Origin of the sequence: Salinibacillus kushneri (genome assembly GCF_900111405.1) — a bacterium.
GTDB lineage: Bacteria > Bacillota > Bacilli > Bacillales > Alkalibacillaceae > Salinibacillus > Salinibacillus kushneri.
Genome location: NZ_FOHJ01000005.1, coordinates 105,040 through 123,968, shown reverse-complemented (window position 1 = coordinate 123,968; position 18,929 = coordinate 105,040). Strand labels below are relative to the sequence as shown.

General features: G+C 38.1%; 18 protein-coding genes. 10 read left to right on the top strand and 8 right to left on the bottom strand.

The genetic code is table 11. From position 1 onward, the window contains the following. Positions 1–127: 127 nt before the first annotated feature. Entirely contained in the window at positions 128–1,165 is a 1,038-nt protein-coding gene (locus tag BMX63_RS08880; RefSeq protein ID WP_093134368.1) for a serine hydrolase domain-containing protein, read from the bottom strand. 297 nt (positions 1,166–1,462) lie between these two features. Between BMX63_RS08880 and BMX63_RS08875 the strand changes: the two genes are divergently transcribed. From BMX63_RS08875 to BMX63_RS08850, 8 genes are all read left to right on the top strand, one after another. Next, on the top strand, positions 1,463–2,809 hold the full coding sequence (locus tag BMX63_RS08875) for a cytochrome ubiquinol oxidase subunit I (protein ID WP_093134365.1): 1,347 nt from the start codon (positions 1,463–1,465) through the stop codon (positions 2,807–2,809). Further along, entirely contained in the window at positions 2,806–3,837 is a 1,032-nt protein-coding gene (locus tag BMX63_RS08870) for a cytochrome d ubiquinol oxidase subunit II (protein WP_281242740.1), read from the top strand. Before BMX63_RS08875 ends, BMX63_RS08870 begins: the two co-directional genes overlap by 4 nt. Positions 3,838–3,857: 20 nt before the next feature. Then, a complete protein-coding gene (gene cydS, locus BMX63_RS18840; RefSeq protein ID WP_425441468.1) occupies positions 3,858–3,941 on the top strand; it encodes a cytochrome bd oxidase small subunit CydS family protein in 84 nt (27 codons plus the stop codon). 303 nt (positions 3,942–4,244) lie between these two features. Further along, positions 4,245–5,279 (top strand): amidohydrolase family protein, encoded by a 1,035-nt coding sequence (locus BMX63_RS08865; RefSeq protein ID WP_093134363.1) that lies wholly within the window; start codon positions 4,245–4,247, stop codon positions 5,277–5,279. Positions 5,280–5,309: 30 nt separating this feature from the next. Then, positions 5,310–5,522 (top strand): iron-sulfur cluster assembly protein, encoded by a 213-nt coding sequence (locus BMX63_RS18475; RefSeq protein ID WP_245732785.1) that lies wholly within the window; start codon positions 5,310–5,312, stop codon positions 5,520–5,522. After that, positions 5,523–6,011: a hypothetical protein gene (locus tag BMX63_RS08860; RefSeq protein ID WP_245732784.1), complete on the top strand. Its 489-nt coding sequence runs from the start codon at positions 5,523–5,525 to the stop codon at positions 6,009–6,011. A gap of 53 nt (positions 6,012–6,064) precedes the next feature. Continuing rightward, entirely contained in the window at positions 6,065–6,613 is a 549-nt protein-coding gene (locus BMX63_RS08855; RefSeq protein ID WP_093134361.1) for a DJ-1/PfpI family protein, read from the top strand. Positions 6,614–6,963: 350 nt separating this feature from the next. Further along, the gene (locus BMX63_RS08850; RefSeq protein WP_093134359.1) at positions 6,964–8,085 is read left to right on the top strand and encodes a CdaR family transcriptional regulator; all 1,122 of its coding nucleotides are present in this window, start codon (positions 6,964–6,966) and stop codon (positions 8,083–8,085) included. Here the strand turns inward: BMX63_RS08850 and BMX63_RS08845 are convergent. Together BMX63_RS08845 and glcD are read right to left on the bottom strand one after the other, a co-directional pair. After that, positions 8,082–9,422 (bottom strand): (Fe-S)-binding protein, encoded by a 1,341-nt coding sequence (locus BMX63_RS08845; RefSeq protein WP_093134356.1) that lies wholly within the window; start codon positions 9,420–9,422, stop codon positions 8,082–8,084. The genes BMX63_RS08850 and BMX63_RS08845 overlap by 4 nt on opposite strands. Further along, positions 9,409–10,830: a glycolate oxidase subunit GlcD gene (glcD, locus tag BMX63_RS08840; RefSeq protein ID WP_093134354.1), complete on the bottom strand. Its 1,422-nt coding sequence runs from the start codon at positions 10,828–10,830 to the stop codon at positions 9,409–9,411. Before glcD ends, BMX63_RS08845 begins: the two co-directional genes overlap by 14 nt. A 308-nt stretch (positions 10,831–11,138) precedes the next feature. On the opposite strand from glcD, the gene BMX63_RS08835 reads away from it, so the two are divergent. After that, positions 11,139–11,852, top strand: coding sequence for a gamma-glutamyl-gamma-aminobutyrate hydrolase family protein (locus tag BMX63_RS08835; RefSeq protein WP_093134351.1), 714 nt, complete (start codon positions 11,139–11,141; stop codon positions 11,850–11,852). 258 nt (positions 11,853–12,110) lie between these two features. Here BMX63_RS08835 and BMX63_RS08830 read toward each other — a convergent pair whose 3' ends face one another. From BMX63_RS08830 to BMX63_RS08820, 3 genes are all read right to left on the bottom strand, one after another. Further along, positions 12,111–13,346 carry a dicarboxylate/amino acid:cation symporter gene (locus BMX63_RS08830; protein ID WP_093134348.1) on the bottom strand — a complete coding sequence of 412 codons (1,236 nt, stop codon included), beginning with the start codon at positions 13,344–13,346 and terminating at the stop codon, positions 12,111–12,113. Between the two features lie 213 nt (positions 13,347–13,559). Next, on the bottom strand, positions 13,560–14,909 hold the full coding sequence (locus BMX63_RS08825; RefSeq protein ID WP_093134346.1) for an alkaline phosphatase: 1,350 nt from the start codon (positions 14,907–14,909) through the stop codon (positions 13,560–13,562). A gap of 226 nt (positions 14,910–15,135) precedes the next feature. After that, positions 15,136–16,392, bottom strand: coding sequence for a YeeE/YedE family protein (locus BMX63_RS08820; protein WP_093134343.1), 1,257 nt, complete (start codon positions 16,390–16,392; stop codon positions 15,136–15,138). Between the two features lie 466 nt (positions 16,393–16,858). Here BMX63_RS08820 and BMX63_RS18015 point away from each other — a divergent pair, with 466 nt between their 5' ends. Then, on the top strand, positions 16,859–17,032 hold the full coding sequence (locus tag BMX63_RS18015; RefSeq protein WP_177167248.1) for a hypothetical protein: 174 nt from the start codon (positions 16,859–16,861) through the stop codon (positions 17,030–17,032). A gap of 785 nt (positions 17,033–17,817) precedes the next feature. On the opposite strand, the gene BMX63_RS08815 is transcribed toward BMX63_RS18015, so the two are convergent. After that, the gene (locus tag BMX63_RS08815) at positions 17,818–18,060 is read right to left on the bottom strand and encodes a hypothetical protein (protein WP_093134341.1); all 243 of its coding nucleotides are present in this window, start codon (positions 18,058–18,060) and stop codon (positions 17,818–17,820) included. Next, positions 18,038–18,808, bottom strand: coding sequence for a ParA family protein (locus tag BMX63_RS08810; protein WP_093134338.1), 771 nt, complete (start codon positions 18,806–18,808; stop codon positions 18,038–18,040). The genes BMX63_RS08815 and BMX63_RS08810 overlap by 23 nt, the downstream gene beginning before the upstream one ends. Positions 18,809–18,929 lie beyond the last annotated feature (121 nt).

The window sequence follows — 18,929 nt, the reverse complement described above, 5'->3', positions numbered from 1 at the left end:
ATTCAGTTTTTAACTCATCCTTTAAGGTATTAATCATGGGAATACCATCCTTTTTAAAACAAGTCAGTTTGATATAAAAATTTATATTCAATAATATTTCTCCAACATTACACCTCTAAAACAACTTTTAAGAAATAAGAGCTTTATATATCTCCCCAATAATCCCCTCCATTTGATGTACGCCTAACTCTGCATTTGTCATAATAACGGCACCTTCCTCTAGATACGGAAACGCTACCATCATAGATTGAAAGCCTACGCCCCAACCAAGTGAAGAGATTTCTTGTTCTTTTTCGAACCCGTCAAGAAACACACCTAATCCAGTCCAACTCTTGCCTTTTTGCGGGGTAATCATTTCTTTTGCTCTAATCGGTGAAATACCAATTTTGGTTTCTCCCTTTAGAGCATTCATCAACTCGAGGACTAATCGAGCCAAGTCTTTTGAAGTTGTCCATAGTCCAGAGGCTGCTGGATAAGGGTATATAGGGTGTATTTCATCAACTCGTTCACCATTTCTGTTATGACCACAGGCATAATCTTTTCTTTCCATTTCTATCATTCCTGTTTTGAGATTGCTATGTTTCATTTCTAATGGTTCAAATACACATTCATTCATTACTTGATGGAACGGTCTATTTGTTACATCCTCAATAAGTAGCTGGATGATACAAAATCCTGCATCAGAATAGTGGAATTCACTATCAGGTTCATATTTGACTTCAATAGGTTGTTTACAAAAAGGTGTTTTTCCCTCTAATAAATCAACCATGGAAGGAACCTCGCTATCTAGATGAAGCTCGGAAAAACTATTGTCAGGATCTTTGATGCCCGATTGATGGCTAAGCAAGCTTCGTAATGTAACTTTTTTATCTTTAGTGAAATTACTTTCAGGTATTTTCCACGTTTTAAGAGTTTTGTTTACATCTTCATCTAAATGTAGAACTCCTTCATCCGACAGCTTCATAACGAGCATTCCTGTTAAGAACTTACTTATTGAACAAGCATTAAAAATAGAATGTTCTTTTACCTCTTGATTGCTTTTTGCTTCTAATAATCCGTAATTTTCTGTACGACTTACTTGACCATTATTAATTAATGTAATGCTTAAACCTGGTACATGATAATGGTTCATCCGTTCTTCAATATTAATGTTATTTAATCTCATATTTTTCCTCCTGGATTCGCTTCTTTAGAGTATAACACGAATATATGTTCTGTTGTATATAATTGGGATATAAATTTATAAAATTCATAAAGGAGAACCATACAGATATTTGGATATTATAAACGAAACTGTTACACCCTAAAAAATAACAAGAATGGAGGAATACACAATTTAGGAGTGTAGAGATGTATAAAAAACACGAACAGAAATTGATGTGGCTTGCCTTTGGGGCAGCAGTCATTATGTTTATCTCCATCCTTGCTAGAATCTTCGGTGGATAAGAGAGGAAGATGAGTTGTGGAAAATGAAACAGCCTTGCAATTTAGTCGGTGGTTAACAGAGCTTACTCTATCCTTCCATATCATTTATGCCACGCTTGGTGTAGGTGTACCACTGATGATTATGATAGCTCAATGGGTAGGAATTAAGAAAAATGATTTTCACTATACCCTGCTGGCAAGACGGTGGACAAGAGGCTTTGTAATCACGGTTGCTGTTGGAGTGGTTACGGGCACAGCAATAGGCTTACAGCTATCCCTCCTTTGGCCAAATTTTATGGAACTTGCCGGAAATGTGATTGCCTTGCCACTTTTTATGGAGACATTCGCTTTCTTTTTTGAGGCGATATTTTTAGGGATTTATTTATATACATGGGATCGCTTTGAAAATCCGCGTAAGCATTTATTACTGTTAGTTCCTGTTGCGATTGGCTCATCCTTTTCAGCCGTTTTTATCACAATGGTAAATTCGTTTATGAATGCTCCGCGGGGGTTTGATATCGCTAATGGGGAATTAGTGAATGTTAATCCACTTCAGGCGATGGTTAATCCAGCTATGCCAACGAAGGTTTCCCATGTTGTGGTAACAGCGTTTATGACGGTTGCTTTTGTTCTCGCTGCCATTGCTGCTTTTCGTTTATTACGTGGATCCGATCATGTTTATCACAAAAAATCTTTACATATGACGTTGAAAATTGGTTTGATTTTTTCGATTGCAACGGCAGTTATTGGTGATTTTTCAGGTAAGTATCTTGCTGAATATCAGCCGGAAAAATTAGCAGCTGCAGAATGGCATTTTGAAACGCAAGAGTTAGCGCCTCTTCAAATGTATGGAATCTTAGATGGGGAGGAAGTCAAATATTCCATTAAAGTGCCTTTTGCTTTAAGTATGCTGGCACATGGAAGTCCATCGGCTGAAGTTATTGGCTTGGATCAATTTGATGAAGATGTAACACCACCTCTGTATATTCATTATTTATTTGATTTTATGGTCACCATTGGAATGCTGTTGGTTCTCTTATCGCTTATTTATTGGATTGGGACAGCACGGAAATGGGAATTTGTGCATTCTTCCTTTTTCCGCTGGCTGATTGTTTTAGGTGGACCACTTTCCATCCTTGCCATTGAATTAGGCTGGTGGTTGGCAGAGGTGGGGCGACAACCTTGGATTTTACGGGGAATTTTACGTACTTCAGAGGCGGCCACTACCAATCAAAATGTAGATCTCATGCTTTTACTTTTTGCAGGTCTCTATTTCATTTTAGGTGTAGGAACCATTGTAGTGTTAGCCCGCTTGTTCCGCAACAATCCTGTCGAACAGGAATTAAAAGACCGAGAAGCCGAAAAAGGCGGTGATGAATATTGACTTTAACTTTAGATTTGGAAATCATCGGGATGGTTGTGCTGTGGACGTTCCTTTTTGGTTATATTATGGTTGCATCGATTGATTTTGGGGCTGGTTTCTTTCATGCTTTTAGTTTATTTTCAGGAACCAACCATATCCTGGCGAACGTGATTCAACGTTATTTATCTCCAGTCTGGGAAGTTACGAATGTGTTTTTGGTCTTTTTCTTTGTTGGGGTTGTTGGGTTTTTTCCGAAGACAGCTTATTACTATGGGACAACCCTGCTTGTTCCTGCCAGCTTTGCCATTATTCTTCTGGCGATACGTGGTTCCTATTATGCTTTTCAAACATATGGGGCTAAGGAACATAAAGGATATGCGTTTATGTATGGCTTGTCAGGTTTATTATTACCCGCATCATTATCGATAGTGCTGACCATTTCAGAAGGTGGTTTTGTTTCGCTTGTTGATGGAAGTCCTGTTTTGGATTATTGGGCATTATTTACGAGTCCTCTGACATGGAGCATTGTGCTATTAAGTATTGTCGCATCCCTTTATATTTCAGCGGTTTTCCTCACTTGGTATGCTAATAAAGCTAAAGATTACAAAGCAGCGGCTATCATGCGGAAATATGCGTTAATATGGGCTCTGCCGCTCATCATCACGGCCGGGGGAATTATTTACGAATTACAATTTCATAATGATGTTCATTATCAGCGTATTTTTGATTTATGGTGGATGTTTGCTCTTTCCTTCCTGTTATTTGTGGTTACAGTATGCCTACTTTGGATACGAAAAAATTACGGACTGGCATTGATTCTGTTACTGGGACAGTTTTCGCTCGCCTTTTATGCATATGGGATTTCGCATTATCCGTATTTACTTTATCCTCATTTAACCTTGTATGATAGCTTTACAAATCAAGCGATGGCTATATCATTGATTGTTGCCTTTCTTGCAGGCTTTTCCCTGCTGTTACCATCGTTATATTTGTTGCTACGACTATTTCTGTTTAATAAAGACTATGTAGAAGGAAATAGAAGTTCCTGATATAAAAGGAGGCCATATATTTGGATGAATTTCTAATCTTTGTTGCACCCTTTCTCATGTTATTAATCTCAGTCGCATTCGCATTTTGGGTTACACTGAAGTAGGAGGTGGGTGGTGCCTGTCACCACCCGAATAATCTTGTTTCACAAAATGTTTCACAGAGGTGATTTTGTACGTTCCCACAAAAAATAGGGGACATGAAAACTTTAATATTAGATTCCTGCACATATAAACGGGACATAGGTTCAGCTATAATAATGAGAAGATTAATCAAGCAATACATCTCACATAAAAATTTCCAGGTCATTTGATAGGTAGTTTAAGTTTGAAGGAGGGAGGATGTTTCTATAACTTTTTTGTAAACGTTTACTTAATTGTGGAAAAGTTTTTTAAAGGAGAGTGAATCTATGCACAGGACCGTTGATGGGGAAGAGATTTTTATTATTGATGCCCATATTGCTCTGTGGGATGCAAGTAAGGAAAATCAGCTAAATGAGTATGGCCAGCAATTTATTGACTGTTTTTATGATTATCAGACCAGTTTGAGCCCAAAGGAATACTGGTGGTCAAAAGATGACTTTTTAAAATATAGTGAAGAGCGATTGATACGGGATGTATTTGAAAAAGGATATGCTGATATGGCGATTTTTCAGCCGGTATTGTTGAAAGAATTTTATAAAAATGGTTTTGGAGATATGGAAAATAGTCATAAGTTGTCTGTGACCTATCCAAATCGCCTTATTTGTAATGGAACCTTTGATCCGCGTCATGGAAAACGTGGTTTGGAAGAATTGGAGATGATGAAGGAACGCTACAATCTTCAAGGTGTCAAACTATACACTGCCGATTGGTACGGTGATTCGAAGGGTTACAAATTATCCGATGATTGGTGTTATCGATACTTAGAAAAATGTCAGGAGCTAGGAATTAAAAATATCCACGTTCATAAAGGACCTACTATTACTCCACTTAATCGAGATGCGTTTGACGTAGCTGATGTTGATGACGCAGCAACCTCATTTCCACAACTCAATTTCATTGTAGAACATCTTGGTTTACCTCGTTTAGAAGACTTCTGCTGGATTGCAACCCAGGAAAAGAATGTATATGGCGGTTTATCTGTTGCGATGCCATTTATATATGCGCGCCCTCGTTACTTTGCGGAAATAATGGGTGAATTACTATTCTGGCTGGATGAAGATCGAATTCTCTTCGGCAGTGACTATGCCATTTGGGAACCTGGCTGGTTAATTGAGAAGTTTGTCGAATTTGAGCTTCCTGAAGATATTAAGCAGGAAACAGGTGCTGTATTGGATATGGATGTGAAAAAGAAAATTTTAGCAGGGAATGCCGCTCGTTTATATGGTATTGATATAGAAGAACAAAAAGAAAAGATTAAAAATGACAAGCTTGCTAAGGAAATGAATCTATCAAATGTTTAATTCCATAATCTTGTTTGAGAGGATGTTTGGATGTCCAGAAAACAGGAGGTCATAAAAAAATTAGATAAAGGCTATGATCCGGAGCTCGACCAGCCTTTAACAGATTTAGACTTTATAGATGAGGTGACCATAAAAGGAAATCATGTAGAGGTACAATTTCGCCTTCCAACGTATTGGTGTTCGCCTAACTTTGCCTATATTATGGCGGAGGATATCAGGATTTATGTTTCTGAACTGGATTAGGTGAATGATGTTCAGGTAACTTTAGATAATCATTGTACATCTGAGGAAATAAACCATGGAGTAACAGAAGGGAAGCAATTTAGTAAATCCTTTGAAGGACAGACTACCGGGAATTTGGATGAATTAAGAAGAACTTTTCAAATCAAAGCTTTTTATTCTAGACAGGATCGTTTGGTTCGCTATCTATTAAATAATGGGTTTTCTAAAGAGAATCTTATTCAGATGACTCTGCAAGACTTGGAAAATATTACTCTCTCAGAGGAAGGATTCGAGTTACGTGACAAATACTTACAGAAAAAGCAGGAATTAAATCATCCGAACACTTGTATATATGCAATAACAGATCCTGATGGGAATTCGATATCCCTGGATGATTTATCGGATTACTTGTTAGGGATTAAGACGACCAGACTTAGCATGGAGTTCAATGGTCACTATTGTAGAGGTCTCTTGGAAGCTCGTTATCATTTGGAAAAACCCAATTCGTAGTTGTTGATTAGGGCTTTTTAGCATTAATAATAAAATAAAGGAAAGGTGATAGGATGAGTAAAAGTGTTTTAATTGTTACTGGAGACGCTGTTGAGGCTTTAGAGGTGTTCTATCCTTACTATCGTTGTATAGAGGAGGGAATTGACTGTACCATTGCTTCACCAGTCAAGAAAAAGCTTCAAACCGTGGTTCATGATTTTTTGCCGGATATGGATACCTTTACAGAAAAGTGGGGGTATAAAATTGATTCTCACGCAGCGGTAGAGAATGTGAATCCAGCTGATTATGATGGACTAATCATCCCAGGTGGCCGAGCCCCGGAATACATTCGGATGGATGAAAAGGTTCAGGAAATCGCTGCACACTTTCTTTCTGAGGATAAGCCGGTTGGGGTCATTTGCCATGGGCAGCTCGTCTTAACACCAGTAAGAGAGCATGTCAAAGGCCGGGAAATGACAGCTTATACTGCATGCCGACCTGAAGTAGAAGCTTCAGGTGCAACATATATTGAAGAGCTTATACATGTGGATGAAAACATCGTTTCCGGTCATGCATGGCCAGAACTCCCACTATTTATGCGTGAATTCTTTAAAGTATTATAGGGAGGTGCCTGTCACCACCCGAAAAATCTTGTTTCACAAAATGTTTCACACAGAAGTCTATGTGTAGGAACGGTTTTTACATGTTATAATTAGTGTAAATTTGCATAAGTTTAAGAGATTCGTTCCATGCGACATATAAAACTTTTCCATAGTCCCACCCCATTAGAGGGGGAGGTACATTGAAAGGATAGCCCCTCATTGCCTTGTGAAACCAGGCGAGGGGCTATTTTTGATGTTGGGACATCATGATAACAATAGATACCTAGCACTCCAAATTCATAGACAGATTACATCTACTAATACACTTTAGTTGTATTCAACACAAGGGGTTAAAAAATGGAGGTGAAGCTATGCAGCTTCTGCCCGAGCTTGCCAATAAAATTATTCATGAAGTCAGTGTTATTCTGAATGAACATTTAATTGTGGCGGATGAAAGTGGAACCATTGTCGCCTCAACCGATGCAGATCGTATTGGAAACTTTCATGAAGGAGCAAGGAATGTGGTGAGGAAGGGGGAAAAACTATATATCACACCTGAGCGTGTAAAAGACTTAAAGGGTGTAAAAGCTGGGATAAATCTACCGATAAAGTTTGATCATACGGTCATTGGGGTTATTGGCATTACAGGCGACCCAAGGGAAGTGGAACCTTATGCAGACCTGCTTCGCAAAATGACGGAATTAATTATTCAGGAGTCTTATCATTTAGAGCAAAGAGAATGGGAGCAGAGAGGGCTTGAAGCATTTTTTTATGAATGGATATTTGCTAATGAAGTCGATGAAGACTTCATTCATAGAGGGCAAATGCTGGGGATATCTATTGGAACTCCTTATTTATGTATATTGCTTCAGGTTCATACGGATAAGGAGATTCCCGAGCCACAAATGGAATCAAATGTAATGAATTGGTTTCAGAGTCAATTTCCGAATGGGGGAGCGGATTTTCTCATTCGCTGGGGAAAAAAACGATTTTTGTTGATTAAAAACAAATCATCCGAAGTAGGTAAGGAATTTTTAACTTATCAGCTTGATCGATGGCGACGCTATTTTTTAAACCATTACCATTGTAACCTCTCCTTTGGCGTTAGCAAGTCAGTAGCCAAGTTATACATCAACCAGGTATATTTGGAGGCAGAGAAGGCGTTACAGGCTGCAAGGGGTGCTGGGGAGATTTTGTTTTATGAAGATTTGCTATTAGATATTGTTCTTGCTGAGGTTTGCGAGAAAACGAAAGAAGAATTTGTGAACCGAACACTACAGAGTATCTTACATAACGAAGAATTGCTGGATACTTTATCGGCTTATTTACTCCAAAAACAATCGATTAAAGAAACCTCTAAATCTTTACACATACACGCCAATACCCTACATTATCGACTCAAACAAATTACTGAGCTTACCGGACTCGACCCGAAAAATACAGAAGGAGCCACATTGTTTTATGTGGCCCTTCATATAATTGGAAATATTTAACTTACTCTTTCATTTTTGCTATATTCATAGGCTTCTACTAAATAATCAACGATATGGACTGCTCGCATTTTATCGGCTAATCCTTCTTTTTCTATGCCCATTTTCATTTGTAAAAGACATCCAGGATTTGCCGTGACGATTACATTCGCATGCGTGGCACGTGTCTGCTTCATCTTATAATCTAATATTTTCATGGACATTTCAGTTTGTACAAGGTTATAGATCCCGGCTGAACCACAGCAACGGCTGGCATCTTTCATTTCCACATAATCCGTTCCCTGAACCGAATCAAGTAATTGCCTTGGTTCCATAAATGTCTGCTGACCATTCTTTAAATGACAGGAGTCTTGATAGGTCACAATTTGATAGGGGAGTTTTAAAGACTGTTTATGAAAATTCAATTCTACTAATAGACTTGAAATATCCTTGATTTTTTGGTCAAAGGATGTAGCTCGTTCGGTCCACTCCTCTTCATCTTTTAGAAGATGGTGATAATCGTTAAGAAATGCCCCGCATCCACCAGCATTAGTGATGATATAATCGACATTCAGATTCTCAAAGGCTTCTATATTTTTCTTCGCCATCTCTTTGGCCTGCTCTTTTTCTCCACTATGTCCATGGAGTGCCCCGCAGCAGATCTGATTATCCGGTATAACTACTTCACATCCTGCATATTGTAAAAGTTTAATAGTAGATTGATTGGTTGATAAAAACATCGAGTCCATTAAGCAGCCTGTAAAAAAAGCCACACGCTTCTTTTTCTTCGAGAACGGCTCGAGAACTTTCTGTCGCTTTTCCGCTTCTTTCATTTTGGGCACAACGGGCAGTACTTTTTCCATAAGCCGATATGTAGATGGAAGAATTTTAGTTAATTTCAGCGTTCGTACGATTTTTTGTAATTTTGACTTTTGGTAGAATCGTAATAGGCTTGTTAATCTTCTTAATCGTTTGGGTTTAGGGAACAAGCCTTTGAAGGCTATTTTTCTTATTATTTTTTGGAAGAATGGTGTTTTTTGGTTTTGGTAAATGATGTCCCGTGCCTCTTCCAGTAAGTGTCCGTAGTTGACCCCAGATGGACATACGGGTTCGCAGGCGCGGCAGCCAAGACACATATCCAGTGATTTCTTAACTTCTTCATCTGGCTCTATATTCCCATCCACAACTCCTTTCATCAGAGCAATTCGTCCTCTGGGAGAGTGGGCTTCATCTTTTCCGGTTTCTAGATAGGTAGGACAGCTCGGCAGACAAAATCCGCATCTCATGCAGTTGAGTAACTCATCATAGTCCATTCTTTGTTGAAATTCCTCTTGAATTCTAGCTTTCTCATGCGTATTCATGTTTTATCACCACTTTTTTTCGATTGGATTTAGCGAACATCTTGCCAGGATTCATAATTTGGTTGGGATCAAGGGCGAGTTTCAGTTGTTTCATTGTATTGATTCCTGCTTCACCTAATTTCAGGTGCAGATACGGGGATTTCATAGCGCCAACTCCATGTTCTCCGGTAATCGTCCCGCCTAATTCTACAGCTGTAATAAAAATCTCTTCAAAAGCTTTTTCGACTCGTTCAATTTCTTCTTTGTTGCGTACATCGGTTAGGAAGGTGGGATGTAAATTTCCATCACCCGCATGACCAAACGTACAGATATCTAGCTCATATTTTTCTGCGATGTTATTAATGGCTTTGACCATATTGGCAATTTCAGATCTGGGAACGGTGGCATCCTCTAAGATGGTAGTAGGTTTTAAACGGGAAAGGGCAGATAAGGCAGCCCGTCTTGCTGTGGTGAGTGCCTCAGCCTCTTCTTTTGTTTGGGCAACATGTACTTCAAAGGCCTCATTTTGTTTACAAATAGTTGAGATGGATTTGATGTCTTGTTCGACTTTGTGCGAGTCCCCATCTTGTTCAATGAGTAAAACAGCTTTAGCGTGCGTTGGTAATCCAACTTTAGAGAACTCCTCCACAACTTTAATCGTAGGCTGATCCAGAAATTCCAGGGTAGCAGGGATGATTTTGTGAGCGATAATATCCGATACAGCCTTAGCTGCCATATGAATGTCTTCAAATAAAGTGAGGGCTGTCTTTTTTGCTGGCGGTAAAGGAAGGAGTTTTAAAGTCGCTTCTGTAATAATACCAAGCGTACCCTCAGACCCTACCAGTAGTCGGGTTAAATCGTATCCTGCCACATCTTTGGCCAATTTCCCGCCCGTATGCAGGATTTCTCCATTCGGAAGGACAGCTTCTAATCCCAAAACGTAATCACGGGTAACTCCATATTTCAATCCCCGTAGTCCCCCGGAGTTTTCATTGATATTTCCACCGATTTGCGAAATGTTTAAAGAACCAGGATCAGGTGGGTAAAAAAGGCCTCTTTCTTCTACTTGATTGATGATTTCCTGTGTGATTACACCTGGCTGGGTTGTAATCGTTAAATTTTCTTCATCAATTTCAAGAATTTTATCCATATGCTTAAATAACAGCACAACACCACCTTCTAAAGGTGTTGTGCCAGCACTAAGATTGGTTCCTGAACCTCTGGGGACAATGGGGATTTTAAAGCGATTACATACTTTTACAATTTGCGCAATCTGTTCGGTATTGTGTGGAGCTACAATAGCATCGGGCATGGCTTGAAATTGTGGAGTAGCATCATAGGAGTAGACGAGCTTATTGGTGTAGGAGTCCTGGAAGTCCTGTTCTCCCACAATTTCGATTATTTGCTCCTTAACCTCATCTGGTAACATAGAAAGACCCCTTTATTTATTCGTATTACTTTCATTGTATTATATAGTGGTGAGGATATTAATGTATAATTGTACAGAAAACGGAAAAAGAGGAGGGGTATTTTTGTAGGTTTAACTAAGATATATGGTTGTAACGGGAGTGAAATGTAAAAAGCATAATTCTGACTATGTTATCGAAGTTTAATCTTCTTATCCGTAAAGTAGGCGGTTTCTGTTGAATAAGAGAGTATTCAACCCTAAAATGAAAGAAGTATTTACATTCATTTTTATAAACCGTAAAAAGTCTTTGATGCAGGGAGAGTCTAAAAATGACACAACCATTGATCGGAGTATTGCCATTATATGATGAGGCTAAGGAAAGTTACTGGATGCTTCCAGGTTATATGAAGGGGATAGAAGATGCAGGTGGAGCCCCTGTAATGTTGCCGTTAACAACAGATGAAAATATCATTTTGAGTCTGGCCAATCAGTTTGACGGATTTTTATTTACAGGAGGTCATGATATAAATCCTGAAATGTATGGTGAGAAAGTCGGAAAGGAATCTGGTATCATTTGTACAAATCGGGATATCATGGAGGAAATCCTTTTTAAACGGGTATTAGAATTAGATAAACCTGCACTTGGAATTTGCCGTGGACTTCAATTGTTTAATGTAATGCTGGGAGGTACTCTTTATCAGGATATCCCAACACAGATGAAAAATGAAAAGCAAGTTAAACATAAACAAAGACCACCATATGATAGGGCGGTTCATAGAGTTGATATAAAAAAGGATAGTAGACTTTTTGACATGTTACATAGGGAATCGATTTTCGTAAATAGCCTTCATCATCAGGGAATTAAACAACTATCACCAAAATTAGTACCAATGGCACAAGCAGAGGATGAATTAATTGAAGCGGCTTATATGCCAGAGCAAAAGTATGTTTTAGCGGTTCAATGGCATCCAGAATTTAATTATCAAAAGGATGATAATCAGTTTACGTTATTTGTTGATTTTATTAGATCGTGTCAAAAGTAAGCATTCTGTAGAATGATGAAGTAAAAAAGGGGTTAACAGAATGAGGGCTTATGCTGTTATGATAAAACGCCGAATTGTTATCCTGCAACCTGGATTGAAGATGTCTCGGAAAAGGGTGAGGGCAATGAATGTAGCTTTGAGGTGTGAACCATTAACTGGTTTATAATATCTTTTCCAAAACCAATAAAAAGAACGCTATTTCCTATCTCATTTGAGTAGAAAAATAGCGTTTTTTTATTGATTAAAAAACAGGGTGAATTATGATTTTTCAGGTACAGCATCTTCCACCTTATGTTCTGTCTTATTAATAATGGACGTTCCTACTAAATCTCCTGTGACATTTAGAGCTGTACATCCCATTCCAACAAGTGCGTCAATAGCTGTTAATAGGGCTACAGCTTCCATGGATAAACCAAAATGAGCAAATACAGTTGCAATCATAACAATACCCGCGCCAGGTACACCAGCTGTACCGATAGATACTAATGTACCAATTAATACAATTTGAAGCATATCCGGAAAGCTTAAGGACTGCCCCATTACATTCGCAGCAAATACGGTAGAAATGGCGATTCGAATCGCTGCTCCATCCATATTAATCGTAGCACCAAATGGCAGACTAAATCCGTATAAACTTTTAGAAAATCCCAGGTTTTTAGCGGCATTTAGGGTAATGGGTAAGGTCCCTGAACTGCTTTGGGTTACAAAGGCTGTGATTATAGGTGTACGAGCTTGTTCAAAAAATTCACCAGGACGAACTTTAAATAGTAGCATCATAATCATATAAATAACAAGCATTGCAAATAAAGCAATATAAAGAACCGCTACCATGCTTCCTAATGATTCAATTGTGTCTATCCCTTGATTTCCTACTGTTTCAGCAATAATGGCGAAAATACCAACCGGAACATATTGTAATATCCCTTTCATAATCGATAAGGTTGCTTCATTCAATCCATTCACGACTTTGTAGACATGCTCGCCTAACTCATTGTATTCTTCTGATGATCGTAGATAAGAGATGGCGATTCCAAAGACGAGTGCTGTGAAAATGATTCCAAGTAAGTTTAGCTCACTAAATGCTGTTACAATGTTTTCTGGAACAATATTTAATAACACACTGATAAATCCGGGATTCTCTGGCACCTCATATTCTTCGTTTGGAAGAGTCATTCCGGTTCCAGGATTAAAGATACTTGCGACAGCTAAACCTACAGCAATTGCAAATGCTGAAGTGATTACATAATAAAGAAAGACTTTTCCTCCCATTCTTCCTAATTCACGTATATTTGTCTGGTTAACCCCGACAATAAGGGTGAACAAAATGAGCGGGATAATCAGAAATTTAAGCAAACGAAGCAAAAGGTCTCCTAATGGGGATAGAACGGAAGCATCAGGACCCAAGATAAATCCAACAATAATACCCGATATAAGTGCAATGGTAATTTTTAAAATGAGAGATGTATCTAAATATCCCTTCCAAATGGCTTTCATGGTTCATACTCCTTTCTAAAAATAATAGTTTATTCATATATATTTACTCGGGATTCTATGAAAATATAGATGAAACTCGTACAGATGTCAAAACATATGTTTAGGTTTCTATTACGTGCAGGAGTTCATTCTTTTAATAAGGCTATTTGGTGAGAAAAAAACCCCCGGTTTGTTGGAAAACCGGGGGTTTAAACGAAGTTTTCGGGAATTGGTTTATTTGAGATGTAATGCATCTTTCATAATGTCGGGTAAATCTGTATTGTCATGGAAGCCTGTAAAACGATTCGACTGTGGCCCGAACGCATAAACGGGTATATCTGCTCCAGTATGATTCGTACTTGTCCAACCAATATGAGCACGTTGACTGATAACTGTATTGATTGCATGTGTGATATCATCAGCCTTTGCAATGGTTTGAATCTCATTTTCCTTTAATTCAAAACCTGTATAAGTCTGGATAACCTTGTCAATGTTTGACCGTTCTTCATTGATTTGTGAAGCCATATACTCACCAGTCGCAGTAACCTTTTGCAGCACTCCGGCATTTAAATCCAGTGAGTCATTTGCGCCTGTAGTGATGCCACCAGTATCATGATCGGCGGCGACAACAACTAAGGTTTTTCCATCCTTTTTGGCAAATTCAATAGCCTCTTCAACAGCCGCTTCAAAAGCTTGAACATCAGACATGGCCCATGCCGCATCATTCGCATGTCCAGCCCAGTCAATTTGACTACCCTCAACCATAAGGAAAAATCCATCTTTATCTTCTTCTAATACATCAATGGCTGTTTTTGTCATAGAGGATAGGCTGGGTTCACTTGTTTCTTCACGATGTAATTCAGGTGATAGGGCATCATCTGCAAATAAACCGAGTAGTTTATCACCTTCTTCTACCCGATGATTCTGATATTGATGGAGCTCGTTTCGGTTCTCAACAAATTCGAACCCTTTTTCTTTAGCTTTTTCAATTAAATGAAGAGATTCCTGATTTCCACCCTCGGATGCAGGTAAGAAATTATCTTTACCGCCTCCAAGTAAGACATCTACTTTACTATCAATAAGCTGTCTGGAAATTTCTGTTTCGTTGTTTCGATCCTTCACGTGTGTAGCAAATGAAGCAGGTGTTGCATGGGTGATGGTGGACGTGGCAACGAGACCTGATGATTTCCCGACTTTTTCAGAAGATTCAAGGATGGTTTCAAGCGTGTTTCCTTCTGGGCCAAGTCCAATTACACCGTTATTGGTCTTTTTACCAGTTGCCATAGCGGTCCCTGCTGCTGCTGAGTCCGTAACATCAGAATTAGCAGAAGAGGTTGTAAACATTCCTTTTAGATGCTGATCCCAGACTGCATCTTCCCCCTTGTAAATGCGATAGTTCGAAGCATAATTTGAGCTAAAGCCATCCGGAATCATAAATATGATATTTTCTACTTTTCCCTTATGCCCGTTCCCATTGCCATTTCCAGGATTAGTTGGTTTGGCAGCATCAATAGAGCTACCTGCATTTAAGCCGGAGAAAACAAGTCCAGTACTTAACACCACAACCCCAAACTTCTTTAGCATTACAACATCTCCTTTCTATCCTATTTCTTACTACACTTGTAGTTTAATAGATTGATATTAAAGAGATGTTAAATGATAGTGAACAATTGTAAAAATATGTAATTCTTTTTAACTAAGACGTTTTGCGTAATTTTCATAAGGTTATAGGGAATTAGGTCTTAATCTATAGCAAACAGAAAAAATCACCATGTTCTTCACATGGTGATTTTTATCCATTATCTTTTTGTTAACAGAATGTATCCTTCGGTTTTGGCACGGATAGACCAAATAATGGCCGTAGAAAAAGGGCGACAAACGTACCTGCTAGTGCTAGAATTCCCCATACATAGCCATGAAGACTAAAGGAGGAGATTCCACCAAAGTAAGCACCAATGTTACAACCGAATGCGAGGCGGGCGCCATAACCTAATAATAATCCTCCAATTATAGATGCTACTACATTACCTAATCGTAGTTTCGTAAATTTAAAGAGTCCTCCAGCAGCTGAAGCAAGAAAAGCTCCTAGAATGACGCCAAAGTTCAATACTGTTGTAGAGTCAGCGAAAATGGAGGATTCAAGAGCTGAGGCGTTTGCACCTTGCCAATACCCCCAGCTTGCCACATCAACGCCAAAGAACTGAACCACTTTAGATCCCCATAAGGCAAACGCAGATGTAACGCCCCATGGTGCACCACGAGTCATAAGCGTTAATGCATTAAGAACAGCTAATGCAATCGCTGCGGCAAATAGTGGCCAGGAACCACGGAATATTCGCTTCCAACCTTTTGTTGAAGGTAATGGAGGCATTTTGGGTGGTTGCTTCTTTTTTTCTACCCTTAAAGTAATCCATGATATAAGTCCAAATAGAGCAATGGAAAGAATCCAGGCTCCTCCATAACCAAGTCCTGTTGATGTTGCTAAGGAAATCGGTTCGAATGCTGGTAAGTCTTCCGTCCAAAATGGTAGATGATAAGCTCCTATCGTTGATCCTACAATAAAGAATAATAGCGTTATAAACATTACAGAGCGTCCACCACCAACGGCGTAAAGTGTACCAGATGCGCAGCCACCGCCAAGCTGCATTCCGATTCCAAACATAAAGGCCCCTACAAAAAGGCTAACGCCTACTGGTGAAACATAGCCTGAAACTTCACCGCCAAAAAAGGAATACCCAAATGCCAAAATGGGAGCAAATAACGTCACGGCAACAGCAAGCATAACCATGTGTGCACGTAATGCTTGCCCATTACCCACAGACATCAATCTGCGAAAGGCTGAAGTAAAACCAAAGCGTGCATGGAATAAAGTGTATCCAAGCAGCAGACCAATAACAAGCAGTAATGATTGTACGGCGCTTTGGGTAAACATAAGATAAATTAATAATACCGCGCCAACAAGTAATCCGCCAATAATCAACGGAGTTTGCGGCTTATTTAATGCTGACTGTTGCTTTTGAACAGGCTCCTTAGTATTTGCTTGTGCTTGAACAGTCGTAGTTGTCATAATCAAAGACACCCTTTTCATATAAGTTTGGTTGGATTTACTTTAATAATAATACCCACTTGACGAAAACATGTCAAAGAAAAATAATTTTTTAGATTTTTCGTTGAAATAATATGAGTTGTTTAATGGTAATTTATCATTAAATTTGTTGCCCATTTAACTTACAGTGAAGCGTAATAAAATAACCAAAAACATTAATTGAATTTAAACTTATTATGTTAATTTATAGTATTGTGAAATATTAAGAGATGAAAATGAAAATTATCTAGTAATATATAATTGAGGGATAATCAGGATTGTTAAACTAAAATATTTATGGGGTGCATTTTTTAGCAGAGTTTCAAAGGGCGCGTATTTTATTATCATGACAAGCTTTTATATAATATGACAAATGACGCAATGTATACTGGATTATTGGAAGAATTGGTTTCATACCAAGATGCATCCCTTTCTTTTTGGGGGTGTAATGGCAGGAATTCTTAGTACATGGTGGTGGAATAAAAATACAATTCACATTTCAAGTCGTTCCTTAATGGATATATTTTTAGGATTATTTTTAGTTGGTTTTGCACCTGTATTACCAGTTGATTTTGCTGGGGTATTTCTCGTTGGTCTGGTTACCACTTGGATTAGAATATGAATACAATCAGTTCAGCAAATGGTAACCGATAAAGAATATCACGGCTCATTTCGCTAAACTCTTTTATAGACAATGTGATTATCTTCCACCTCATAGGAATTTGAAGGAGAGTTTATTTGTTGAGTGGTTTTTTTCTGGGTATAATAATCAACCGCGAGAAGTTTGGGATGCAGGATTGAGCTACCGGAAGGGAATGAAGCTACGGTATAAATAAAACAAAACATTTTATATAAAGTAAAACGAAGAAGTTCCCCTACTAAGCATTAATTAATCCCTCGGGAATAGTGGGCTTTATCTCTTTCTACGTCTTATTGAAGGCGAGAAAGGGGTGGATGAGTAATACGAAGTTTTGCAGTTCATTCTACCTAATAATATAGCTATCATCAGTTTTGAATCTTCGTTTATCATTACCCATTTGTTTTCTTTATAAATACGAATAAAAATAAACTACCTTGCTTTAGGGGAAAGCAAGGTAGTAAAAAAGAATAAACAGCTACGAAAATAACAACCCACACCTTGTTTTTATGGATGCTACTGTTAAAGAGATGGAACACACCAACATTCCGTCTCTTTTTATTGTGTATAATTTTTTATTGTTATTATACACAATAAAAATGAATAAACAAGTATTTTGTTACCTTTAATAGAAACTTTTAGTGTGAAAATGTCAATTTATACTCATATATACATTTGGATTTCACCTTTATTCCATTCTAAATTAAACATAGATACTTATTAGGTGAATGATATATGTTTTATGTTAGCCAGTTCGGTTTCCCCTAACTTTATCTTTGACGAAAATATTCTTTTAGTGCCTTTTCTACAATGGTTACCATGGTGGTATCATGTTCCACAGCAAAACGTCTTAATTCACGATGAAGATTGGGATCCATTTCAAAGGTAGCTTTCTTTTTCTTAACTGTATTTACATCTTCCTGTATTCCTGTATCAGTAACCAAGGAACCAAAAACGGACTGATTAGCACCAGGACCTGTTCGATTATATTTATTTTTCTTTAACTCTGACATAGTTCAACAACTCCTCAAGAAATTTTGCATGGTGTTTCGTAGCATCATTGAGTTCAGGATTATCAAAAAAACCATAAACAGATAGTCGCGAAATTTTTGCGTTTCTTGGAAGTACAGTCTTAAATACTAATTCTCCATACTCCTCTTGAACCAGTTGTAGTAGTTCTTTTCCATCATTACGACGACCATCGGTTAACGTTGGCAATATCCCAGCTATTTCTAGTTTTTGGTTTCCAGCCTGCTTTGCCCCCTCAATCGAATCCATAAAACGAGGCAAAGCGTTGTAAGGAAGTTTTTCTGTTTGGAACATCACAACTACATAGTCACTGACCATAAGAGCATTGACGGTTTGTTTAGATAAAGAAGGAGGAGTATCTATGACAATAAAATCGTAATATTCTTGGATGGGTTCCAAGGCTTTCTTTAAACGTATAATATTTCGGTCTTCATTAACAAGAACTAAATAGTCATCTGCTGGAATAAAATGAAGATTATCCGTTGCTGCTAAAACATAGGGACGAACATCCTCCTCTTCCATTCCTTCCTTTATGGTTCTCTTTTCATATTGTAGAAGGTCATCAGTATTAGCAATCATTTGAACCATATTGGCTTGGGAATCCATATCAATTGCTAGTACTTTATATCCTTTTTGTGACAAAAGAAAGGCAGTAGTAGCTGAAGTTGTAGATTTTCTTACCCCCCCTTTTGATTTCCAAAGGTAATGGTCATAGCCATCATTATCCCTCACTTTCTAATTGAGTCACCCATATAACTGTATTTATGTATTTCTGTATATAAGGGATTCGATATAGTACTACTTAATTCCTTCATCATTAAATCATAAATAACATAAGCTGTAAATACAGTTA

Bases quoted from the DNA above. Each gene is read 5' to 3' on its own strand.
- BMX63_RS08880 (WP_093134368.1), bottom strand. From the start codon at position 1,165: ATGAGATTAAATAACATTAATATTGAAGAACGGATGAACCATTATCAT.
- BMX63_RS08865 (WP_093134363.1), top strand. From the start codon at position 4,245: ATGCACAGGACCGTTGATGGGGAAGAGATTTTTATTATTGATGCCCAT.
- BMX63_RS18475 (WP_245732785.1), top strand. From the start codon at position 5,310: ATGTCCAGAAAACAGGAGGTCATAAAAAAATTAGATAAAGGCTATGAT.
- BMX63_RS08855 (WP_093134361.1), top strand. From the start codon at position 6,065: ATGAGTAAAAGTGTTTTAATTGTTACTGGAGACGCTGTTGAGGCTTTA.
- BMX63_RS08850 (WP_093134359.1), top strand. From the start codon at position 6,964: ATGCAGCTTCTGCCCGAGCTTGCCAATAAAATTATTCATGAAGTCAGT.
- BMX63_RS08845 (WP_093134356.1), bottom strand. From the start codon at position 9,422: ATGAATACGCATGAGAAAGCTAGAATTCAAGAGGAATTTCAACAAAGA.
- glcD (WP_093134354.1), bottom strand. From the start codon at position 10,830: ATGTTACCAGATGAGGTTAAGGAGCAAATAATCGAAATTGTGGGAGAA.
- BMX63_RS08835 (WP_093134351.1), top strand. From the start codon at position 11,139: ATGACACAACCATTGATCGGAGTATTGCCATTATATGATGAGGCTAAG.
- BMX63_RS08830 (WP_093134348.1), bottom strand. From the start codon at position 13,346: ATGAAAGCCATTTGGAAGGGATATTTAGATACATCTCTCATTTTAAAA.
- BMX63_RS08825 (WP_093134346.1), bottom strand. From the start codon at position 14,909: ATGCTAAAGAAGTTTGGGGTTGTGGTGTTAAGTACTGGACTTGTTTTC.
- BMX63_RS08820 (WP_093134343.1), bottom strand. From the start codon at position 16,392: ATGACAACTACGACTGTTCAAGCACAAGCAAATACTAAGGAGCCTGTT.
- BMX63_RS18015 (WP_177167248.1), top strand. From the start codon at position 16,859: ATGGCAGGAATTCTTAGTACATGGTGGTGGAATAAAAATACAATTCAC.
- BMX63_RS08815 (WP_093134341.1), bottom strand. From the start codon at position 18,060: ATGTCAGAGTTAAAGAAAAATAAATATAATCGAACAGGTCCTGGTGCT.